This window comes from Massilia timonae CCUG 45783 (genome assembly GCF_000315425.1).
Lineage (GTDB): Bacteria > Pseudomonadota > Gammaproteobacteria > Burkholderiales > Burkholderiaceae_D > Telluria > Telluria timonae.
In genome coordinates this window covers 498,857-519,886 of the sequence record NZ_JH992923.1, presented here as the reverse complement: position 1 = coordinate 519,886, position 21,030 = coordinate 498,857, and the positions used below count along the sequence as shown (strand labels likewise).

Here is a 21,030-nt window from a genome sequence, read left to right as displayed (position 1 = left end):
CCGGCGCTTCGTCGGCGCGCGGCATGCTCTGGCCCGGCAGGCGCAGGCTACCCTTGCCCGACAGCGGACTGGCGCGGCGCGCATTGCCCACCGGCGCGCGCGGCGCGTCGCCCACCAGGCGGCCGGCGGCGGCGCCCGTCACCTGCGTGCCCTTCTCGATCGTGAAGCGGGCGCCGGCATCCTTGCCCAGCACGCGCACCAGGTAGGGCATGACTTCGCGCAGGATCGGCTCCAGCGTGTACGGCGGATTCAGGATGAACATGCCGCTGCTGTGCAGGCCGGTGCCGTCCGGGGTCGGGGTGTTGGTGGTGAGCGTGACGTTGAGCCATTCCTTGGCCGGCAGGCGCTTGAGGCGGTCGGCGAACTGGCGCGACTCCATGCGCTGCAGCACCGGATACCAGATCGCATACATGCCGCTCGGGAACTTGCCCAGCGCCTCGTCGAGCGCGTCGCGCACACGCTTGTAATCGTCCTTGATCTCGTAGGGCGGATCGATCAGCACCAGCGCCCGGCGCGACGGCGGCGGCAGCAGCGCCTTCATGCTGTGGAAGCCGTCGCCATGCTCGATGATCACGCGGCGGCCGCGCGAGCGCTCGCCCTGCTCGGCCTTGTGCGCGTCGAGCTTGCGGAAGTTTTCGGCCAGGATCTTGCAATCAGCGGGGTGCAGCTCGAACAAGCGCAGGCGATCCTGCTCGCGCGACATCTGCTCGGCCACCCAGGGCGACCCCGGGTAGTAGCGCATCTTGCCGCTCGGATTCATTCCCTTGATGAGGTCGAGGTATTCCTTCAGCGGGGCCGGGACGTCGCTGCAGTTCCATAGCGGGCCGATGCCGGTATCGAACTCGGCGGTCTTGGTCGCCTGGAAACTGTCGAGCGCATACACGCCGGCGCCCGAGTGGGTGTCGATATAGGTATAGGCGGCATCCTTCTGGTTCATGTACAGGTGCAGCTGCACCTGGACGAAATGCTTGAGGACATCGGCGTGGTTACCCGCGTGGAAGGCGTGGCGGTAGCTCAACATAAGCTGGAATTCCTAAAAGAGGTTTGCCGCAAGAAAGTTGGCGGCAGAATTAGGCGCCATTATCCACTACAACCGCCCGGGGCTGGAAATGCCTTGCGCCACGCAAAAAGCCGCAGCCCTTGTGAGGCTGCGGCCGGCAAGAAAAGCGGCGCGGAAGGTGTTACCGGTTCAGGCGACTTTCTTCGCTTCGAAGAACTGTTCATCCTCCGTCGAGCCATGCAATGCGGTGGTCGAGCTCTGGCCCTGCTGGATGGCCTGGGTCACGGCGTCGAAGTAGCCGGTGCCGACTTCGCGCTGGTGCTTGACGGCGGTGAAGCCCTTCTCGGCCGCCGCGAATTCCGCCTCTTGCAGCTCGACGAAGGCCGACATGCCGCTGCGGGCATAGCCGTGGGCGAGATTGAACATGCCGTAGTTGAGCGCATGGAAGCCGGCCAGGGTGATGAACTGGAATTTATAGCCCATGGCGCCCAGTTCTCGCTGGAACTTGGCGATGGTGGCGTCATCCAGGTTCTTTTTCCAGTTGAACGAGGGCGAGCAGTTATAGGCCAGCATCTTGCCCGGGAATTTCGCGTGGATGGCGTCGGCGAAGCGGCGCGCGAACTCGAGGTCGGGCTTGCCGGTCTCGCACCACACCAGGTCGGCATACGGCGCGTAGGCCAGGCCGCGCGAGATCGCCTGCTCGATGCCCGGCTTGACGCGGAAGAAGCCCTCCACCGTGCGCTCGCCGGTGCAGAATTCCTTGTCGTTGGCGTCGACGTCCGAGGTGAGCAGGTCGGCGGCCTCGGCATCGGTGCGGGCGATCACCAGGGTCGAGGTGCCCATCACGTCGGCGGCCAGGCGCGCGGCGTTGAGCTTCTCGACCGCCTCGCGGGTGGGCACCAGCACCTTGCCGCCCATGTGGCCGCATTTCTTGACCGAGGCCAGCTGGTCTTCGAAGTGCACGCCGGCGGCGCCCGCCTCGATCATCGACTTCATGAGCTCGTAGGCATTGAGCACGCCGCCGAAACCGGCTTCGGCATCGGCCACGATCGGCGCGAAGTAATCGATGTCGTCCTTACCCTCGGACCATTGAATCTGATCGGCGCGCTGGAAGGTGTTATTGATGCGGCGCACGACCAGCGGCACCGAATTGGCCGGATACAGCGACTGGTCGGGATACATCTCGCCGGCGGCATTGGCGTCGCCCGCCACCTGCCAGCCCGACAGGTAGATCGCCTTCAGGCCGGCTTTCACCTGCTGCATGGCCTGGTTGCCGGTCAGGGCGCCGAGGGCGTTGACGTAAGGCTCGTCGTGCACCAGCTTCCACAGCTTGTCGGCGCCGCGCTTGGCCAGGGTGTGCTCGATCGGGAGCGAGCCGCGCAGGCGGACGACGTCGGCCGCGGTGTAGTTGCGGACCACGCCTTTCCAGCGCGGGTTGCTGTCCCATTCCTGTTGCAGTTCGGCGATTTGCTGTTCACGGCTAGTCATGATGCTCTCCTGAAGTCAAAGACATGATTGAAGGTAGTGCGAATCCGTTGACATCATCTTAGCCCGGTTTGTGCGCAGCACAATCACTCTTATATAAGACAGAACAGTAAAATTTATCCCTTTATAATCATATAGTTGCGCTCGATACTCCATGATATGAAATAAAATTTCTTACCATGAGATCACAGCCGCACGCGGATTTGCTGCGCATCCCGCATCGCGGGGCCGTGATTTCGCATCATGAAAAACGACGAAGGGCGCGGCAAATGCCGCGCCCTTCGCTACCGGAACAACCGTTCGGTTACTTGGCCAGGTCGACCGTCTCGTCGCCGAACGCGAGTTCACCGTGGCGCACCCGCACCGGGATCGTGTCCTTCGGTCCGAAGCGCCCTGCCAGGATGGCCTTGGACAGCGGATTCTCGATCTGCTGCTGGATCGCGCGCTTGAGCGGACGCGCGCCATACACCGGATCGTAGCCGGCCTCCGCGATTCTCTGCAGCGACTCGTCGTCGATATCGAGCGTCATCTCCATCTTGGCCAGGCGCGCTTCCAGGTTGTGCAGCTGGATGCGGGCGATGGCGCCGATGTTCTTCTCGTCGAGCGCGTGGAACACCACGATCTCGTCGATCCGGTTGATGAACTCGGGACGGAAGTGGCCTCGCACCTCGGCCATCACGGCCAGCTTGACCACGGCCGGCTCGTCGGTGTCCATCGACTGGATCCGGTGCGAACCGAGGTTCGAGGTCATCACGATCACCGTGTTCTTGAAGTCCACGGTGCGGCCCTGGCCGTCGGTCATGCGGCCGTCGTCCAGCGCCTGCAGCAGCACGTTGAACACGTCCGGGTGCGCCTTCTCGATCTCGTCGAGCAGGATCACGCTGTAGGGCTTGCGGCGCACCGCCTCGGTGAGGTAACCGCCCTCCTCGTAGCCGACATAGCCCGGCGGCGCGCCGATCAGGCGGGCGACCGAATGCTTCTCCATGAATTCGCTCATGTCGATGCGGATCAGCGCATCCTCGGTGTCGAACAGGAAGGCGGCGAGCGCCTTGCACAGCTCGGTCTTGCCGACCCCGGTCGGCCCCAGGAACATGAACGAGCCGTAGGGACGGTTCGGATCCGACAGGCCGGCGCGCGAGCGGCGGATGGCGTCGGACACCGCCTCGATCGCCTCGTCCTGGCCCACCACGCGCTTGTGCAGCTCGTCCTCGATGTGCAGCAGCTTGTCGCGTTCGCCTTGCATCATGCGCGCCACCGGGATGCCGGTCGCGCGCGAGACCACCTCGGCGATCTCCTCGGCGCCCACCTGCGTGCGCAGCAGCTTCGGCTTCACGTTGTCGGCTTCGGCGCGGGCCGTGGCGTCCTCGGCCTGGCGCAACTGCGCTTCCAGCTCCGGCAGGCGGCCATACTGCAGTTCCGAGGCCAGCTGCCAGTTGCTCTGGCGCCGCGCTTCCTCCATCTGGTAGCGGATGCGCTCGATCTCTTCCCTGATATGGGTCGTGCCCTGCACCGCGGCCTTCTCGGCCTTCAGCACTTCTTCATAGTCGTTGTACTCGCGTTCCAGGCGCGCGATCTCCTCGCCCAGCAGCTCCAGGCGGCGCTGCGAGGCCTCGTCGGTTTCCTTGCGCACCGCCTCGCGTTCGATCTTCAGCTGGATCATGCGCCGCTCGAGGCGGTCCATGACTTCGGGCTTGGAGTCGATCTCGATCTTGATCTTGGCCGCCGCCTCGTCGATCAGGTCGATCGCCTTGTCGGGCAGGAAGCGGTCCGTGATATACCGGTGCGACAGCTCGGCCGCGGCGATGATCGCCGGGTCGGTGATGTCCACCTGGTGGTGCAGCTCGTATTTTTCCTGCAGGCCGCGCAGGATGGCGATGGTGGCCTCCACGCTCGGCTCGTCGACGATGATCTTCTGGAAGCGGCGCTCGAGGGCGGCGTCCTTCTCGACGTACTTGCGGTACTCGTCGAGCGTGGTCGCGCCGACGCAGTGCAGCTCGCCGCGCGCCAGCGCGGGCTTCAGCATATTGCCGGCGTCCATGGCGCCTTCGGCCTTGCCGGCGCCGACCATGGTGTGGATCTCGTCGATGAAGACGATGGTCTGCCCTTCATCCTGCGCGAGTTCCTTCAATACGCTCTTCAGCCGTTCCTCGAATTCGCCGCGGAACTTGGCGCCGGCCAGCAGCGCCGCCATGTCGAGCGACAGCACGCGCTTGCCCTTGAGCGAATCGGGCACTTCGCCGTTGACGATGCGCTGGGCCAGGCCTTCGACGATGGCGGTCTTGCCGACGCCGGGTTCGCCGATCAGCACCGGATTGTTCTTGCTGCGTCGCTGCAGCACCTGGATCGCGCGCCGGATCTCGTCGTCGCGGCCGATCACCGGGTCGAGCTTGCCGGCGCGGGCGCGCTCGGTCAGGTCGAGCGTGTATTTTTTGAGGGCTTCGCGCTGGCCTTCGGCCTCGGGCGAATTCACCGTTTCGCCGCCGCGCACGGCCGAGATGGCCGACTCGAGCGACTTGCGCGCCAGGCCGTTCTCGCGCGCCAGGCGGCCGGCGTCGGACTTGTCCTCGGTCAGCGCCAGCAGCACCATCTCGGACGAGAGGAACTGGTCGCCGCGTTTCTGCGCCTCGCGATCGGACAGGTTCAGGAGCGCCATCAGGTCGCGCCCGACCTGGACGTTGCCGCCGGCGCCGGTCACCTTGGGCTGGCGCTCGAGCGCCGCCTTCAAGGCATTGGTCAGCCCGCCGACATTGACGCCGGCGCGCTGCAGCAGCGAGCGCGCGCTGCCGTCGTCCTGGTTCAGCAGGGCGAGCAGGAGATGGACTGTTTCGATGTATTGGTTATCGTTGCCGACCGCCAGGCTCTGGGCATCCGCCAGGGCTTCCTGGAGCTTGGTCGTCAATTTATCTTGCCGCATGGTGTTGCTCCCTAGAGGTTGTTCTTAGTTGGAGAGCAAGATAGGGATGCAAGGACAAGTTTTCAAGATGGGCCGAGCCGGCCCGGGGCCTGGCTAGCCGCGCAGCGCGCGCCAGGTCGCGAAGCCGGCCGCGCACAGCAGCAGCGAACCGAACAGGTGCAAGGCCGTGTGCGCCAGCGCCCAGCCGACCTCCCCGCGCTGCAGCAGGGTCACCGACTCGCCCGAGAAGCTGGAAAAGGTGGTCAGGCCGCCGAGAAAGCCGGTGATGGCGAACAGGCGCCACTCGGGCGCCAGGCCCGGCTGGCCGGCGAAGAAGCCCAGCGCCAGGCCGATCAGGTATCCACCGACCAGGTTGGCCGCCAGCGTTCCGACCTGCACGAAGCCGTGCAGGCCGCCCAGCCACAGGCTTAAGGCCCAGCGCAGCCAGGCGCCGAGCGCGGCGCCCAGGCCGACCGCGGCAAAGCTCAGGGCGCTTCCCACCTGGCCTTCGCGCTGTCGTCGGTGACGCGGGCGTCGACCCAGCGCGCGCCGTCCGGCGTCTGCTCTTTCTTCCAGAACGGCGCCTCGGTCTTGAGGTAGTCCATGATGAACTCGCAGGCCGCGAAGGCATCTCCCCGATGGGCGGCGCTGCAGGCGACCAGCACGATCTGGTCCAGCGGGGCCAATGGGCCGACACGGTGGATGACCAGGGTGCCGTACAGGGGCCAACGCTCGCAGGCGCGCGCCGCGATCGCTTCCAGCGACTTTTCTGTCATGCCCGGATAGTGTTCCAGCTCCATCTCGGAGACCTTCGCGCCATCGTTCAAGTCACGCACGGTGCCGACGAACGACACCACGGCGCCGATGCGCGCATCGTTCGCGCGCAGGCGCGCCACTTCCTGGCCGAGGTCGAAATCCCCGGCCTGTACCCGTACTTCGTTCATGGATTGTCCTTCGGCTGGCGCAACAACAGGTGTTCGATGCGGGTCTCGGTGCGCACGTCGAGCAGGGCCGGCAGCGCCAGCAGCGCGCGCAGCCCGGCCGCCTGCGCGCCGGGCTTCTGGCCCGACTTGAGGGAGCTTTGCAGCACCTCGACCTGCAGGCGCAGGCGTTCGCGCGCGAATTCGGGGCCGCTGTCGATGCCGGCCGCGATTTCCAGGCGCAGCAAGTCGTTCAGCAGGCGCCCGCGATTGTCTTCCATCGTGCGCACGTAGGCGGCGCGCTCGATTTCGGACGCATCCAGGGCCGCCAGCGCGGCGTCGAAGCGCGCGCGCAGGATCGGCTCGTAGCCGCCCTCGAGCGCCAGCATGGCGTCCCAGCGCCCGCGCCAGTCCGAATCATGGGTATGGGCGGCGGGATTGGCCAGCGCCGTCTCGAGCGCCTGGACCAGGCGCAGCTTGTCGCGCACGGCGCCGGCCAGGACCGTATCCTGGGCGCGGCGCGCGGCGTCGGCATGCTGCTGCACCCTGGCGACGGCGGCGTGATAGCGCTTGTCGATGCGCGCCTCGTGGGCGCGCGGCACCGGGCCGATCGCATTCCACTCGGCCGCCGCCTCGCGCAGCAGCTTGCCGACGTTGGCAGGCGTGGCGTCCGGCGCGGCGGCCTCCAGGCGTTCGCACAGTGCTTCCTTGGCCGCCTCGTGGGCGCGGCGCTCGCTGTCGGCCGCATGCGCCTGCTCCTTGCGCGCGGCGAACAGCGCGTCGCAGGCGCCGCGGAAGCGCTGCCACAGCGCCTGCTCGGCCTTGCGCTCGAGCGGCAACGCGCGCGCGTGCTCTTGCCAGCGCGCCTGCAGCTCGCGCAGCATGTCCACCGCATGGCGCTCGTGCGGGTCGAGCTTGCGCACTTCTTCGATCAGCTGCTCGCGCACCGCGATCTCGACCTTGCGCTGGTCTTCGAGCGGACGTTGCAAGGTGGTCAGCGCGTCGGCGAACAGCGCGTCCAGGCGCTTCTTTTCCTTGCGGTCGACCGCGCCCAGGTGGCTCCAGGCGGTGCGCAGGCGCTGCACGGTGCCGGACACGTGTTTCCAGTCGGCCTCGCCCGATTGCAGGCGCCCGATCTCGGCCTGGGCTTCCTCGACCAGGGCCTGGCCGCGCGCCGCGTTGGCGTGGCGCTCGTCGGCCAGCTGCCTGAAGTGGGCCGCGGCCGGCGCATAGGCGGCGCTGCAGGCGGCGTCGAAGCGCTCCCACAGGCTGCGCGGCGCGGGGCCGGACAGGCTGTCCAGGGCTTTCCAGCGATCGCGCATGCTGCCCACCTTCTTGGCCAGCTCGGCCATCGCCAGGCCCTGGGTCGGCAGCGCTTCGACGGTCTTGATCAGTTCTTCGCGCGAGACGTTGCCGCCCCAGCGCGCCCAATCCGACAGCCGCTTGAGCTCGGCGCGCAGATGGGCCAGGTGGTCGGCCTGCGGCGCGGAAAGGCGCATGCCCTTGTCCTTGGCTTCCTTCAGCGCCTTGTCGAGCTCGGCGGCGGTGCCGAGGGAGCCCTGCTGCAAGGCGGCTTCGAGCGCATCCAGCTTGTCGAGGAAGGCCTGGTCGGCGCCGCGCGCGGCCGGCCTGGCGCCCTCTTTGGCGCCCTCTTTGCCGCCCTCTTTCGCCCCGTCCTTCGCGGCCGGCGCCGGCTTGGGCGGACGTGCTTCCTGCGGCAGGCTTGCGAGCAGCGCATCGAAACGCGCCTGCAGGGCGGCGCCGGCGGCGTGCGCCGGCAGGGCCGGCAGGCGCTGCCACTCCCTGCGCAAGGTCTCGTGCTTGAGTTCGGCCGGGGCCTGGGCTTGCCATGCGCTCAGGGCGGCCTCGCGCGCGGCCAGCGCGGCCTGGTCTTGCTCGATGGTTGCCAAGCTGGCGGTCAGGCGCGCGTGTTCGGTCGCGAATTCGGCCACCAGGGCGCGCGGCAGCGAGGCGTGGCCGGGATCGACCAGGGCCGCCTCTTGCTCCTGCTGCAGCCCGGCCAGGCGCGCGGCCAGCGCGGCCGCGTCCAGCCCGGCCGCCTCGAGGCCGCGCAAGACGGCCAGGCGGTCGATCATGGCGCGCTGCAGCGCGACCTGCGCTGCGAGACGACGGCCGAGCTCGGCGCGCACCGTGTCGAAGTCGGCTGCCAGCTCGGGAGCGCGGATGACCGACCATTTGCGGTCCAGCTCGGCCACGTGGTTCGGGGTCAGGAGGGCATCGCTCAGCAGCGACCTGGCCTGGGCCAGCGTCTCTTCGCCGCGGCGCAGTTCGGATTCGTGGTGGCGGATCGCGTCCAGCCTGCCCTGCACCAGCTTGGCGACGCGGCGGTCGACGTTGCGCATCGCCGCATGCACGCGCTCGAGGTGCTCGCGCCCGTGGACCAGTTCGGCCGCGGCGAGACGCAGTTCGGAGAATTCGGATTGGAGGATGAAATCGACGGCGGCCGCTTCGTCGGCGCCCAGCCCCTTGAGCCGTTCGGCCTGGCGCGCGCGGGCATCGGCGAGCGCCGCACGTGCAGCCTGCGCATCAGGGGCCGGCGCGGACGGCGCGCTGCCCGACTTGCCGGCGCCGGCCTTGGCGCCGGCCGTCGCGGAAGCCTTCGCCGCGGCAGGCCTGGCCTCCGGCTTGTCGCCGGACGTGGCCGATTTCCCGCCCTGCCGCTTGAATAGGAATTCGAACATGATGAAATCGCACTTCCAAAACTCCCATCATAGCAAAGAACCCCGGTATCGTTCGGCATGTCCGGCCCGGCGACGCTTCTCAGTTTACCAGCGGCAAGGCGTGCTTTTGCCTCGGAGAAAGCTCAGATGGCGGCAAGGCCCGCATCACGCCGATGTCGGCGCCGCGCCCGTCGCCACGGCTTTCACCCCGGCTTTCGCTCTGGTGCGCATCGTGCGCCAGCATCTGGTTGGCGATGGCGAACCAGACCTCGCCCGGGATCGTGGTGCGCGCCATCGGCAGCAGTTCGCGCTCTTCGCGCTCGAGCCGTTCGAGCAGCAGCTGGCAGCAGCGTTCGAGCGCCGCCAGGCAGCCGGGATCGCCGAGGACAGCGGCGGCCTGCGCCGCCTGGCGCGCGTCGAGCGCCTGCCGGCTCAACCCATCCAGCTCGGCCACCAGGCGGGCGGCGTCCTCGCCGCAGCGGCGCAGCGCCGGCAGCACGAACTTGTCGAGCTTGCGCCAGTGACAGGCATCGCAGACCTGGCGCAGCGCATCGCACGCCTGTTGGTACTGGCGCATCGCGGGCGGTTCGCCCCACCAGGCGCAAGGTCGCCAGCGTTCGAGCAACGCCTGCACCTCGATCCGCGCGCGGGCCTGCTCGACGGACAAGGCGACCAGCGTATAGGTTGATGTCAGCATGGTGTCTCCTCTCAATTTGCTCCTCCGGCGCGCGTGGAAAATCCACGCCTGGGGCGGTCGGGGATGCTTTATAGGGGTAGCCGGCAGTGGTTTGCGTTCCTGGCTTGTCATGCGCCGGCCGACAGGAACTTCGTAGTGTAGAGAGAAGAAGGTCAGTAGGTTTGACATTGCTCAAACCCGATTTCACAATGCGAGCGAGGTCAGTCGGGGTGAATTTCCTCTACAACATGCCCTTCCAACATGTTACCGAAAGCGGCCGGGTCGCTGCCTGCCACCGCGATCCGTGGGCAGCCGTGCCAGCCGGCGCAGCGGGCCACGGCCCCGGCGACGTCGCGCGCCAGGCCGGCGCTCGGGCGCACGCCGGGCTCCAGCGCCACGCTGCGCAGTTCGAACACGCCCTGCTTGCGGTGCGCCTTGGCGTCGATGCGGCCGACCAGGGCGCCGCGGCGCAGGATCGGCAGGGTGAAATAGCCGTAGCGGCGCTTGGCCGCCGGGGTGTAGCACTCGAGCCGGTAGTCGAAGCCGAACAGCTCGAGCGCGCGGCGGCGGTCCCACACCACCGGGTCGAACGGCGACAGCAAGGTGGTCAGGCTCGAGGCCAACGCGCCGTCCGCCGCCTGGCGCGCCAGCCCCAGGTGCTCGGGGTGGATGTAGACCGGGTCGCGCCAGCCCTCGACCCGGGCCGCGACCAGCAAGCCCTCGTGGGCCAGCCGCGCCGGATCGACGTGCGGCCGGCGCGTGCGGTGGTAGTCCGGGATCCACGCCGCCCGCGCCAGGCCGAGCGCGTGCACGGTGCGCAGCGCGAATTCGCGCCGCACCGTGTCCAGCGCCGGCATCCGGTCGTCGTGCCAGGTCGGATGGACGCGCTCGGCCAGGTCGTACACGCGCTGGAAGTTGTGGCGGCGCGCGATCATCAGGGCGCCGGCCGTGAACAGGACCTCGAGCGAGCGCTTCTCGGGCTTCCACTCCCACCAGCCGCCCGACTTGCCGTCCTGGCGCGCGAAGTCGGCGGCCCGCACCGGCCCGCCGGCGCGGATATGCTCGACCAGCCGCGCCACCTCGTCGGCGCGCTCGCGCATCCAGCGCGCCGAATACTTCCAGCCCATCGCCTCCGGATCCAGCATGCGGTGCCGGTACAGGCCATAGTCCTCGATCGGCAGGAAGCAGGCTTCGTGGGCCCAGTATTCGAACAGGTGACCTTCGGCCAGCAGCTCGTCGAGCCAGGCCGGATCGTAGTCGCCCAGCCGGCTCCACAGCACCAGGTAGGGACTGCGCGCGACCACGCTGATGGTGTCGATCTGCAGCATGCGCATGCGCCGGATCGCGGCCAGCACGTCGTCCTTGCCGGCGCGGCGGCGGCGCGCCGTCGCCAGTCCCTGGGCCGCCAGGTGCAGTGCGCGCGCGGCGCCGATCGACAAGGTCAGTTCGCTCATCCAACCATTCTGACCGTTTGGGCAACATTGCGTCAACCGTCCCGGCATTCTCCAGCAGACGAGCGCTCGGCTGCGTTATAGTAGGCGCCGATTTGTCGATCCACCTTTCTCGAGTCTCTCATGCGGCTGCTGCACACCTCCGACTGGCACCTCGGCCAGACCCTGCACAATCACGACCGGACCTACGAACACCAGTGCTTCCTCGACTGGCTCGCCGACACGCTGGTGCAAGAGCGCATCGACGTGCTCCTGATCGCGGGCGACATCTTCGACACCGCCAATCCGTCCTCGAGCGCCCAGCGCCAGCTGTACCGCTTCCTGCAGCAGGCGCGCGCCCGCGTGCCGCACCTGCAGGTGGTGGTCATCGCCGGCAACCACGATTCGCCGGGCCGGCTGGAGGCGCCGACGCCGCTGCTCGAAGCCCATGGCACGATCGTGGTCGGCAACGTCCTGCGCCGCGGCGACGGCGAGATCGACCTGGAGCGCCTGCTGGTGCCGCTGCGCGACCGCGACGGCCAGACCGCGGCCTGGTGCCTGGCCGTGCCCTTCCTGCGTCCCGGCGACCTGCCGCGCCTGCGCGCGGCCGAAGGCGTCGACCCGGCCGAGGCCGCGCCAAACGACCCCTATCTGCACGGCGCCGCCCTGCTCTACCGCCAGGCGCATGCGCTGGCGCGCGAACGGGCCGCCGCGGGCCAGGCCATCGTCGCCATGGGCCACTGCCATATGGCGAAAAGCCAGCCGTCCGAAGACTCCGAGCGCCGCATCGTGATCGGCGGCAGCGAAGCCCTGCCGGTCAGCATGTTCGACGATAGCATCGCCTATGCGGCGCTGGGCCACCTGCACCTGGCCCAGCGCGTCGGCGGCCTCGAACACGTGCGCTATTGCGGCAGCCCGCTGCCGCTGTCGTTCTCCGAGGTCGGCTACCGGCACCAGGTGCTGCGCATCGATCTCGACGGCGCCAGGGCCGCCGCAGTCGAACCGTTGTACGTGCCGCGTCCGGTGCAGCTGCTGCGCGTGCCGGCCCTGCCTGCCCCGCTCGAAGCAGCGCTGGCGGCGCTGGAGGCATTGGCACTGGACCCGGATCTGCCGCAGCAGGCCTGGCCCTATCTCGAAGTGCGGGTGCTGCTGGACGGCCCCGAGCCGGGCCTGCGCGCCCGCATCGAGGCGGTCCTGGCGGGCAAGCCCGTGAAGCTGGCCAAGATCGAGCCGACGCGCAAGCTGGTCGCAGCAAGCGACGAGGCCGAAGCGCTGAGCCTGGACCAGTTGGCGCAGCTGCAGCCGGACGATATCTTCCGCCGCCTGTGGCGGCAAAAATATGGCGATGAGGCGCCGCCGGAACAGATCGAATCGTTCGCCGAACTGTTCCACGCCGTGGAAGGAGAGGCGCGATGAAGATCCTTCGCATCAGCGGCAAGAACCTGGCTTCGCTGGCGGGCGAATTCGCGGTCGACTTCGAATCCGGACCGCTGGCCAGCAGCGGCCTGTTCGCCATCAGCGGCCCCACCGGCGCCGGAAAAAGCACCCTGCTTGACGCCCTGTGCCTGGCGCTGTACGACGCCACCCCGCGCATGCTCAAGCGCGCCGGCAGCCAGTTGCCGGACGTGGGCGGCGACACCGTCTCGGCGCTCGATCCGCGCACCCTGCTGCGGCGCGGCGCGGCCGAGGCCTGGGCCGAAGTCGACTTCGTCGGCAGCGACGACGGACGCTACCGCGCGCGCTGGAGCGTGCGCCGCTCTTACAACAAGCCGGGCGGCGCGCTGCAGCCGGCCAAGATGAGCCTGCACCGCCTGCCGGAACTCGCGCCGATCGGCGGCACCAAGACCGAAGTGGCGGCGGAGATCGTGCAGCGCATCGGCCTGTCGTTCGAGCAGTTCACACGCGCCGTGCTGCTGGCCCAGAACGAGTTCTCGGCATTCTTGAAGACCGACGAGAACGAACGCGGCGAGCTGCTCGAGACCCTGACCGGCACCACGGTCTACAGCGAGATCTCGCGCCGCGCCTTCGAGCGCTACAAGCTCGAACAGCAGCGCACCCAGGCGCTGCAGGCCAAGCTGGCCAATGTGGCGCCGCTGGCGCCAGGCGAACGCGCCCAACTCGACCTCGAGCGCGGCGCCGCCGACGCCGCGCGTGAGGCGCTCGACAGCCGCCACGCCCTGCTGGAACAGCAGCTGCGCTGGCACCAGGAGCTCGACAAGCTCGGGCGCGCCCAGGCCCAGGCCGAGGAAGCGCTGGCCGCCGCCAACAGCGAGCGCGCCGCGGCCGCCGAACGGCGCCAGCGCCTGGCCACGCTGGAAGCGGTGCAGCCGGCACGGCCGCTGGCGACCGAGGTCCAGCGCCTGGAAACCGAACGGCGCCAGGCACATTCTTCGGTCGCGAAGCTCGAAGCCGAGCTGGCGGCGGCGCTCGAAGCGCGCCGCGTGAGCAATGCCGACGTCGACGCCGCCATCGCGCGCCTCGACGCCTTCGAAGAGCAGCTGCGCGCCGCCGCCCCGCAACTCGACCAGGCCAAGGCCCTGGATGCGGCGCTCGAGACGCTCGCTCCCGGCCATGCCCAGGCCAAGACTGCGCTGGAAGCGGCGCGCCAGCAGGCCCGCGAGGCGCGGGTCCGGCATGGGGCGAAATCCGAAGAACTCGCGCGCGCGCGTGGCCTTGTGGAGGCCGCCGCCGCTTGGCTGGCGGCGCAGTCGCGGCACGAAGCCGTGGCCACCGCTTGGGCGCAATGGGAACGCCTGCTGCGCCAGGCCGGCCAGGCGCAAGCCGCCCTCTCTTCCGGCGCAGCGGCGCTGACGGCCACCCGCACGGCGGCCGACCAGGCGCTCGGACGCGACGCCCAGGCGGCCGGCGCGCTGGCGCAGGCCATCGAACGTCTCGACCTGCTGGAGGCGAACCGGCGCGCGGCGATGGCGGCGCTCGGGGAGTTCGACGCCGAGGCGATCGGCGCCGAGCGCCAGCAGCTGGAAGGACGCCGCGAACGGCTGGCGGCGGCCGAACGCGCCTGGCTCGACCTGTCGGCGGCGCGCGACACGCTGGCCGGACTCGCGCGCGAAGCGGACCGCGCCGCGACCGCCGCGGCAGGCGCCGAACGCGCCCTGCAGGAGGCGCGCGCCGCCGCGCCGGCACTGGAAGCGGCGATGGCGCAGGCCGAACGCTCGCTGAGCGCCGCCGAACTGGCGTGCGCCGCCAATGTGGAGCAACTGCGCGCGAACCTGGTGGACGACGACCCCTGCCCCGTGTGCGGCGCCCTCGACCACCCCTACGCCCACCAGGATGCGACGCTGAAGGCGATGCTGACGGGCCTGCGGGCCGAGGTCGACGGCTGCCGCCTGCGCGTGCGCGAGAATGGCGCGCTGCAGGCGGCCCATGGCGCCGCCCTCGCCGCCGCCCAGGAACGGCTTGCGGCGCTTGCCCAGGACCGCGCGGCGATCGATCTCCAGATCGCCGGCCTGCTTGATGCCTGGGATGCCGATCCGCTGGCGGCCGAGGCGCCGGGCGAACAGGAACGCGGCGACTGGTTCGGCGCTCAACGCGGCGCCTTGCGCGACGCCCTCGATGCGCTGGCGCGACGCGAACAGGCCCTGCGCGCCGCCGCCAGCGCACGCGACGCGGCCCAGCGCGACGTCGACGGCGCGCAGTCGGTGCTGGCGCGGCTGCGCGGCAATGCCGAGGCCGAGCGCGAAACGGCGACCCGCCTGCAGAGCGAACTGAAAACGCTGGACGCCGGCCAGCAGGCGGCAACCACGCAACTGGACGCCCTGCTGGCCGAACTAGACCCCGCCATGGCCGCCGCCCACGGCGACGGCTGGCAGACGGCCTGGCGCCACGATCCCGTCGCCTGGAGCCAGGCCCGCGCCGCCGAAGCCGCCGGGTGGCGCGAGCAGACCGAGGCCCAGGCGCGCGGCGCCGCCGCGAGCGCGACCCTCGAAGTCGAGGCGAACGCGCTCCAGGCGCGCATCGCCGAAATCGACGCGGCCGGCGCCCGGCTGGCCTTCGAGTTCGAGCGCATCGACGGCGAATTGGGCGCGAAACGCGCAGCGCGCGCCGCCTTGTGGCAAGGGCGCGCGGCGGCCGAAGTCGAACGCGAACTGACCACCGCCGTGAGCGCGGCGCGCGCGCAGGTAGCGGCGCGCCAGCAAGCCGCCAATGAGGCGGCGCAGGCCGAGACCCGGGCCCGCACCGCGCAGGCCCAGCTCATCGAGCGCATCGCGGAACTCGACGGGGCTGGCGCCACGGCCAGCGCGCAACTGGCCGAATGGCTGGAAGACTACCGGCGCCAGGCCGACGGCCTGGACGACATCGGGGACACCGACGAACTGGCGCGCCTGCTGCAGGTCGGCGCCGCCTGGCTGGCGCAGGAGCGCAGCGCCCTGAACGCCATCGAGACCGGGGTCGCCAATGCCACCGTGGTCCTGTCCGAACGGCGCGCCCAGCGTGCGGCGCATCTCGAGTCGGCGCCGCGGGAAGGCCAACCGTTCGAGGCGGTCAAGGCCACCTTCGACGCGCTGGTCGTCGAACGCCAGGCGTCGATCGAAGCGGCGACCGCGTTGCGCCTGCGTGCGCTGCAGGACGACGAGCGACGGCGCCAGGCCGAATCGAGCCTGGCCGAGATCGAGCGCCAGCAGGCGCTCGAGCAGCGCTGGGGCAAGCTGTCGGAGCTGATCGGCTCCAGCGACGGCAAGAAGTTCCGCAACTACGCCCAGCAATTCACGCTCGACGTGCTGCTCGGCTATGCCAACGAGCACCTGAAGCAGCTGGCCCGGCGCTACCGCCTGGAGCGCGTCAGCTACCAGGGCATGCCGTCGCTGGCGCTGATGGTGCGCGACCAGGACATGGGCGGCGAAGTGCGCTCGGTGAACTCGCTGTCGGGCGGCGAATCGTTCCTGGTGTCGCTGGCGCTGGCGCTGGGCCTGGCCTCGCTGTCCTCGAACCGGGTGCGGGTCGAATCGCTGTTCATCGACGAGGGCTTCGGCAGCCTCGACAGCGAAACGCTGGGGGTGGCGATGGACGCCCTGGACGCGCTGCAATCGATGGGCCGCAAGGTCGGCGTGATCTCGCACGTGCAGGAGATGACCGAGCGGATCGCGACCAAGGTGCTGGTGCGACCCGCCGGTGGAGGCAGCAGCGCGGTCGTGGTGGAGTGACCGCGCGGTTGGATCAGTGGTTGTGGCGCGGCATGTCGTGCCCCACGCCGCGATACGGCAGGGCGAGCTCCATGCACGCGCCCTTGTGCAGCTGGCCCACCGTGGCGCGGTAGATCTCCTGCCACGGGGTCTGGCTGGCGGGGATCGGCGGCGGCGCGTCGCTCCGGCGCGCTTCCAGGTCCTCGTCCGACAGCAGCACGTCGCAGCGGCCGTGGTTCAGGTCGACCCGGATCACGTCACCCGTGCGCAGCAGCGCCAGGTTGCCGCCGGCCGCGCTCTCGGGCGAGGCGTTCAGGATCGACGGGCTGTCCGAGGTGCCCGACTGGCGGCCGTCGCCCAGGGTCGGCAGGTTGTTGATGCCTTCCTTGATCAGGTGATCGGGCGGCTGCATATTGACCACCTCGGCCGAACCGGGCCAGCCGACCGGGCCCGCGCCGCGGATCACCAGCATCGTGTACTCGTCGATGCCCAGGCTCGGATCGTTGATCCGGTGATGATAGTCGTCCGAGCCGTCGAATACGACCACTTTGCACTCGAAGCAGTTCTCGTGCCCCGGATTGGCGAGATAACGCGCGCGGAAGGCCGGCGAGATCACGCTGGTCTTCATGATCGCGAAGTCGAACAGATTGCCCTTCAGGACCAGGAAGCCCGCCGTTTCCTTGAGCGGCTCGGCGAACGGCTTGATCATCTCGCGGTCGTCGGTCTCGCGGTCGTAGATGTTCTCGGCCATGGTCTTGCCGGTGACGGTCGGGCGTGTCGACCGCAGCTTGCCCGCCTGCTCCAGCTCCCACATCACGGCCGGCACGCCGCCGGCGCGGTGGAAGCGCTCGCCCAGGTATTTGCCGGCCGGCTGCATGTTCAGCAGCAGCGGCACGTCGTAGCCGTATTCCATCCAGTCCTCGGGCGTGATCTCCACGCCCGCATGGCGCGCCATGGCCACGATGTGCGGCTGGGCGTTGCTCGAGCCGCCGATCGCGGCGTTGACCACGATCGCGTCGAGGAAGGCCTCGCGCGTCATGATCTGCGAGGGGCGCACGTCGTCCTTCGCCAGTTCGACGATGCGGCGGCCGGTTTCATAGGCCATCTGGCCGCGCTCGCGGTAAGGCGCGGGGATCGCCGAGCAGCCGGTGAGCGACATGCCCAGCGCCTCGGCCACGGCATTCATGGTCGAGGCAGTGCCCATGGTGTTGCAGTGCCCGGCGGATGGCGCCGACGCGGTGGCGATGTCGACGAACTTCTTTTCGTCGATGGCGCCGGCCGCCAGCTGGCGGCGCGCCTTCCAGATGGCGGCGCCGGAGCCCACCAGCTCACCCTCGAACCAGCCGTCGAGCATCGGCCCGCCCGACAGCACGATGGCCGGAATGTCGACCGTGGCCGCGGCCATCAGCTGGGCCGGCACGGTCTTGTCGCAGCCGGTGGTGAGCACCACGGCGTCGATCGGATAGCCGTGCAGGATTTCGACCAGGCCGAGATAGGCCAGGTTGCGGTCCAGGGCCGCGGTCGGACGGCGGCAGTTCTCGAAGATCGGATGCAGCGGGAATTCCATCGGGATGCCGCCGGCGTCGCGGATGCCGTCGCGCACCCGCTTGACGGTCTCCAGGTGGATGCGGTTGCACGGCGTGATGTCGCTGCCGCTCTGGGCGATGCCGATGATCGGTTTGCCGCAGCGCAGCTCCTCGGGCGTGATCCCGTAGTTCATGAAGCGCTCGAGGTAGAGCGCGGTCATGTCGATGCGCTCGGGATTGTCGAACCAGTCCTGGGACCGGTAGCGACGCTTGGCGCTGTTATTCACGTTGTTGCTCATTGTGTCGGATATTCCATGGTTAATCCTGCAGCCGCAACGCATGCTGCGGCAGTCCCGGCACGTCGGCGCGGAAGGTGAACAGCCCGCCCGCGAGTGGCTGCGCGTCGAGCTGGGCGGCCGACAGGCCCTTGCGCGCGGTCGTGGCATACACGGTGCGCAGGTCGTCGCCGCCGAAGGCGAGCTTGGTGATGTTGGCGCACGGGAAGCGCACTTCGCCCACCTTGCGTCCCTGCGGGTCGAAGCGGTCGATGCGCCAGCCGCCGAAGGTGGCCACCCACAGGCAGCCCTCGGCATCGACCGCCATCCCGTCCGGATAGCCGCCGTCGGCCAGCTCGGCGAACAGGCGCTTGCGCGCGACCAGGCCGTCCTGGCCCAGGTCGAAGGCGTAGATGCGCCTGGCCAGCGTGTCGGTGTGGTACAGCGTGCGCCCATCGGGGCTGATGGCCGGGCCGTTGGTGATCACGTAGCCGTCGTCCACGCGGCTCGCCGCGCGTCCGTCGAAGCGGTACAGGGCGCCGCTGGCCTGGTCTTCGGCGTCGTCCATCGAGCCGAACCACAAGCTGCCGGCGGCGTCGACGTGGCCGTCGTTGAAGCGGTTGCCCGGCTGGTCGGCCTCGACCTTCAGCAAGGGGGTGAACTCGCCGCTCGCCTCGTGGAAGCGGTACAGGCCATCCTCCAGCGCACAGACGAAACCACCGCCCGCGACCGGCACCACGAAACTCACCTGCCCCGGCGCGTCCCAGCTGCGTTTTTCGCCATTGCCGGCGCCATAGCAATGCAGGCGCCGGCCCTTGATGTCGACGAACCACACCTGGCCCGCCGCGCCATGCCACAGCGCGCCTTCGCCAAGCGTGGCGCCCACCTCCCACAGGCAGTGCGGCGCGTTGTTCATGCGCCGTACCAGCCCGCGTCGACGAAGTATTCGCGGCCGCTGCAGCGACGCGCATTGTTCGAGGCCAGGAACAGCGACAGCGCCGCCACGTCCTGCATCTCCACGCGCTCCTGCAGGCACTGGCCGTTCAGGATGCGCGCTTCCTCGTGCGGCGTGTGCCACAGCGCTTCCTGGCGCGGGGTGCGCACCGCGCCCGGCACCACGGCCACGGTGCGGATGCCGTGCGGCCCGAGCTCGCGCGCCATCGCGCGCGTCATGCCCTCGACGCCGGCCTTGGCCGTCATGTACAGGGCCAGCTCGGTATGCGGCAGGTGCCACGAAATCGAGCCGAAATTCTGGATCACGCCGTGGCCCTGCTCCCGCATGCCGGGAATGACGGCCTGGGAACAGAAGAACTGGTGGCGCAGGTTGACGTTCATCCGGCTTTCCCAGTAGGCCGGGGTGACGTCGCCGATGCTGTGACGGTCATCGTTGGCCGCGTTGTTGAGCAGGATGTCGACCGCGCCGGCGTCCTGCACGATGCCGTCGAAGGCGCGCTTGAGCGCATCGAGGTCGGTCAGGTCGCAATGGACGAAGCGCGGTGCGTGGGTCGCGCCGTCCAGCGACTCGGCCAGGGCGCGTCCTGCGCCCTCGGCGATGTCGAGGAACCAGACCCGGGCGCCCTGCCCGACGAAGGCGGTGACCAGCTCGGCGCCGATGCCGCTGCCGCCGCCGGTGATGACGACACGCTTGCCGTTCAGGTCCGGATAAGTTGCGTATACAAAGGCTGGTTGTGTAGTGTCAGACATGGGTTTTTCGTAGTAGGACTGTTTTATTCCTGGACCAGCAAGCCGCGCTGCGCCAGGTTGGCGTACAGCGCGCGCACGCCGAAGGTCCAGGGCGTGATCGCGTCGCTGCGTTGCACGGTGTTGACCAGGGTGCCGAGCGATGGGGTCGAGATGCCGACCTTGTCGCCCAGGTGGTGGGTAAAGCCGCCGCCTTCGGCGTCGCGGTCCTTGATCGGCGAGAACATCGTGCCGAGGAACAGCATGAAGCCGTCCGGGTACTGGTGGTGCGCGCCGCAGGTCTGGGCCACCAGGTCGAGCGGGTCGCGGCTGATCTCGCGCATGCGGCTGCTGCCTTCCAGGATGAAGCCGTCGTCCACGCCTTCGATCAGCATGTTCACCTCGCACGCGCGCAGGGTGTCGAGCGAATAGGTGTCGTCGAACAGGCGGATGAAGGGGCCGATGGCGCAGGAAGCGTTGTTGTCCTTGGCCTTGCCCAGCAACAGGGCGCTGCGGCCTTCGATGTCGCGCAGGTTGACGTCGTTGCCCAGGGTGGCGCCGACGATCTCGGCGCGGCTGTTCACCGCCAGCACGATCTCGGGTTCGGGATTGTTCCAGTGCGAGGTCGGATGCAGGCCGATGTCGGCGCCGTGGCCCACCGCCGACATCGGCTGCGACTTGGTGAAGACTTCGGCGTCCGGGCCGATGCCCACTTCCATGTACTGCGACCACAGGCCGCGCGCCGACAGTTCGGTCTTCAGGCGCTGCGCGGCCTCCGAGCCCGGCACGATGTCCGACAGGTCGGTGCCGATCGTCGCATGCAGCTGCGCGCGCAGCGCCTCGGCGCGCGACGGGTCGCCCTTGGCCTGCTCTTCGATCACGCGTTCCAGCAGGCTGACGGCAAACGTCACGCCGGCGGCCTTGATCGCCTGCAGGTCGCATGGCGCCAGCAGGCGCATGCCGTTGGCGCCGGCCTCGCAGCGCAGCGCGGCGTCCATCAGCGCGCGCACCTCGCCAAGGTCTTCGCCCTCGGCGCCGCCCGCGATGGCCAGCAGGTCGCGGCGTTCGAACAGGTCGGCCACGGTCGGCGCATGGCGGGTGATGTCGACCAGGCGGCCGCCGCGCACGGCGACCACGGCTGGACCTTCGTTGGCGCCGGTGCGCCAGACCCGGCCGACCAGCAGCGCGCGGTCGAGGTCATCGGGAAGCGGATTGGCTTGGATGGTAGTCATGGGTTCCTCGATTGCTGGTGCCGCCCTCGGGGCGGCAGTATGGGGTTCGGGGTGAAGCCTTCGGACATGATTCTAACATTAATGTTAACGC

At 69.2% G+C, this 21,030-nt stretch carries 14 protein-coding genes; 2 read left to right on the top strand and 12 right to left on the bottom strand.

All coding sequences use genetic code 11. From position 1 onward, the window contains the following. The 8 genes from HMPREF9710_RS12345 to HMPREF9710_RS12310 form a co-directional block, all read right to left on the bottom strand. Positions 1–1,021, bottom strand: a 1,021-nt coding sequence (locus HMPREF9710_RS12345; protein ID WP_005666797.1) for a 23S rRNA (adenine(2030)-N(6))-methyltransferase RlmJ, incomplete at its 3' end; no start/stop codon positions are given. Between the two features lie 168 nt (positions 1,022–1,189). Further along, positions 1,190–2,488 (bottom strand): isocitrate lyase, encoded by a 1,299-nt coding sequence (aceA, locus tag HMPREF9710_RS12340; RefSeq protein WP_005666794.1) that lies wholly within the window; start codon positions 2,486–2,488, stop codon positions 1,190–1,192. 301 nt (positions 2,489–2,789) lie between these two features. Then, on the bottom strand, positions 2,790–5,399 hold the full coding sequence (gene clpB / locus HMPREF9710_RS12335) for an ATP-dependent chaperone ClpB (protein ID WP_005666790.1): 2,610 nt from the start codon (positions 5,397–5,399) through the stop codon (positions 2,790–2,792). 93 nt (positions 5,400–5,492) lie between these two features. Further along, complete coding sequence (gene crcB, locus HMPREF9710_RS12330) at positions 5,493–5,879, bottom strand: fluoride efflux transporter CrcB (RefSeq protein ID WP_005666789.1); 387 nt, start codon at positions 5,877–5,879, stop codon at positions 5,493–5,495. Beyond that, the gene (moaE, locus tag HMPREF9710_RS12325; protein WP_005666787.1) at positions 5,864–6,322 is read right to left on the bottom strand and encodes a molybdopterin synthase catalytic subunit MoaE; all 459 of its coding nucleotides are present in this window, start codon (positions 6,320–6,322) and stop codon (positions 5,864–5,866) included. Before moaE ends, crcB begins: the two co-directional genes overlap by 16 nt. Then, entirely contained in the window at positions 6,319–9,000 is a 2,682-nt protein-coding gene (locus HMPREF9710_RS12320; protein WP_005666785.1) for a DUF349 domain-containing protein, read from the bottom strand. Before HMPREF9710_RS12320 ends, moaE begins: the two co-directional genes overlap by 4 nt. A 79-nt stretch (positions 9,001–9,079) precedes the next feature. Next, positions 9,080–9,676: a hypothetical protein gene (locus tag HMPREF9710_RS12315; RefSeq protein WP_005666783.1), complete on the bottom strand. Its 597-nt coding sequence runs from the start codon at positions 9,674–9,676 to the stop codon at positions 9,080–9,082. A 200-nt stretch (positions 9,677–9,876) separates the two neighbouring features. Then, complete coding sequence (locus HMPREF9710_RS12310; RefSeq protein ID WP_005666781.1) at positions 9,877–11,109, bottom strand: winged helix-turn-helix domain-containing protein; 1,233 nt, start codon at positions 11,107–11,109, stop codon at positions 9,877–9,879. Between the two features lie 120 nt (positions 11,110–11,229). Between HMPREF9710_RS12310 and HMPREF9710_RS12305 the strand changes: the two genes are divergently transcribed. Beyond that, positions 11,230–12,501, top strand: a complete 1,272-nt coding sequence (locus HMPREF9710_RS12305) for an exonuclease SbcCD subunit D C-terminal domain-containing protein (protein WP_005666779.1) — start codon at positions 11,230–11,232, stop codon at positions 12,499–12,501. Further along, on the top strand, positions 12,498–16,247 hold the full coding sequence (locus tag HMPREF9710_RS12300) for an AAA family ATPase (protein WP_005666778.1): 3,750 nt from the start codon (positions 12,498–12,500) through the stop codon (positions 16,245–16,247). The genes HMPREF9710_RS12305 and HMPREF9710_RS12300 overlap by 4 nt, the downstream gene beginning before the upstream one ends. 13 nt (positions 16,248–16,260) lie before the next feature. On the opposite strand, the gene HMPREF9710_RS12295 is transcribed toward HMPREF9710_RS12300, so the two are convergent. The 4 genes from HMPREF9710_RS12295 to HMPREF9710_RS12280 are packed head-to-tail and all read right to left on the bottom strand — an operon-like array spanning position 16,261 to position 20,939. Beyond that, complete coding sequence (locus HMPREF9710_RS12295) at positions 16,261–18,051, bottom strand: IlvD/Edd family dehydratase (RefSeq protein ID WP_005666776.1); 1,791 nt, start codon at positions 18,049–18,051, stop codon at positions 16,261–16,263. A 19-nt stretch (positions 18,052–18,070) separates the two neighbouring features. Then, on the bottom strand, positions 18,071–18,943 hold the full coding sequence (locus HMPREF9710_RS12290; protein ID WP_005666774.1) for an SMP-30/gluconolactonase/LRE family protein: 873 nt from the start codon (positions 18,941–18,943) through the stop codon (positions 18,071–18,073). After that, positions 18,940–19,731 (bottom strand): D-xylose 1-dehydrogenase, encoded by a 792-nt coding sequence (gene xylB, locus HMPREF9710_RS12285; RefSeq protein WP_005666772.1) that lies wholly within the window; start codon positions 19,729–19,731, stop codon positions 18,940–18,942. Before xylB ends, HMPREF9710_RS12290 begins: the two co-directional genes overlap by 4 nt. A gap of 23 nt (positions 19,732–19,754) precedes the next feature. Beyond that, positions 19,755–20,939: a fumarylacetoacetate hydrolase family protein gene (locus tag HMPREF9710_RS12280; RefSeq protein WP_005666770.1), complete on the bottom strand. Its 1,185-nt coding sequence runs from the start codon at positions 20,937–20,939 to the stop codon at positions 19,755–19,757. Positions 20,940–21,030 lie beyond the last annotated feature (91 nt).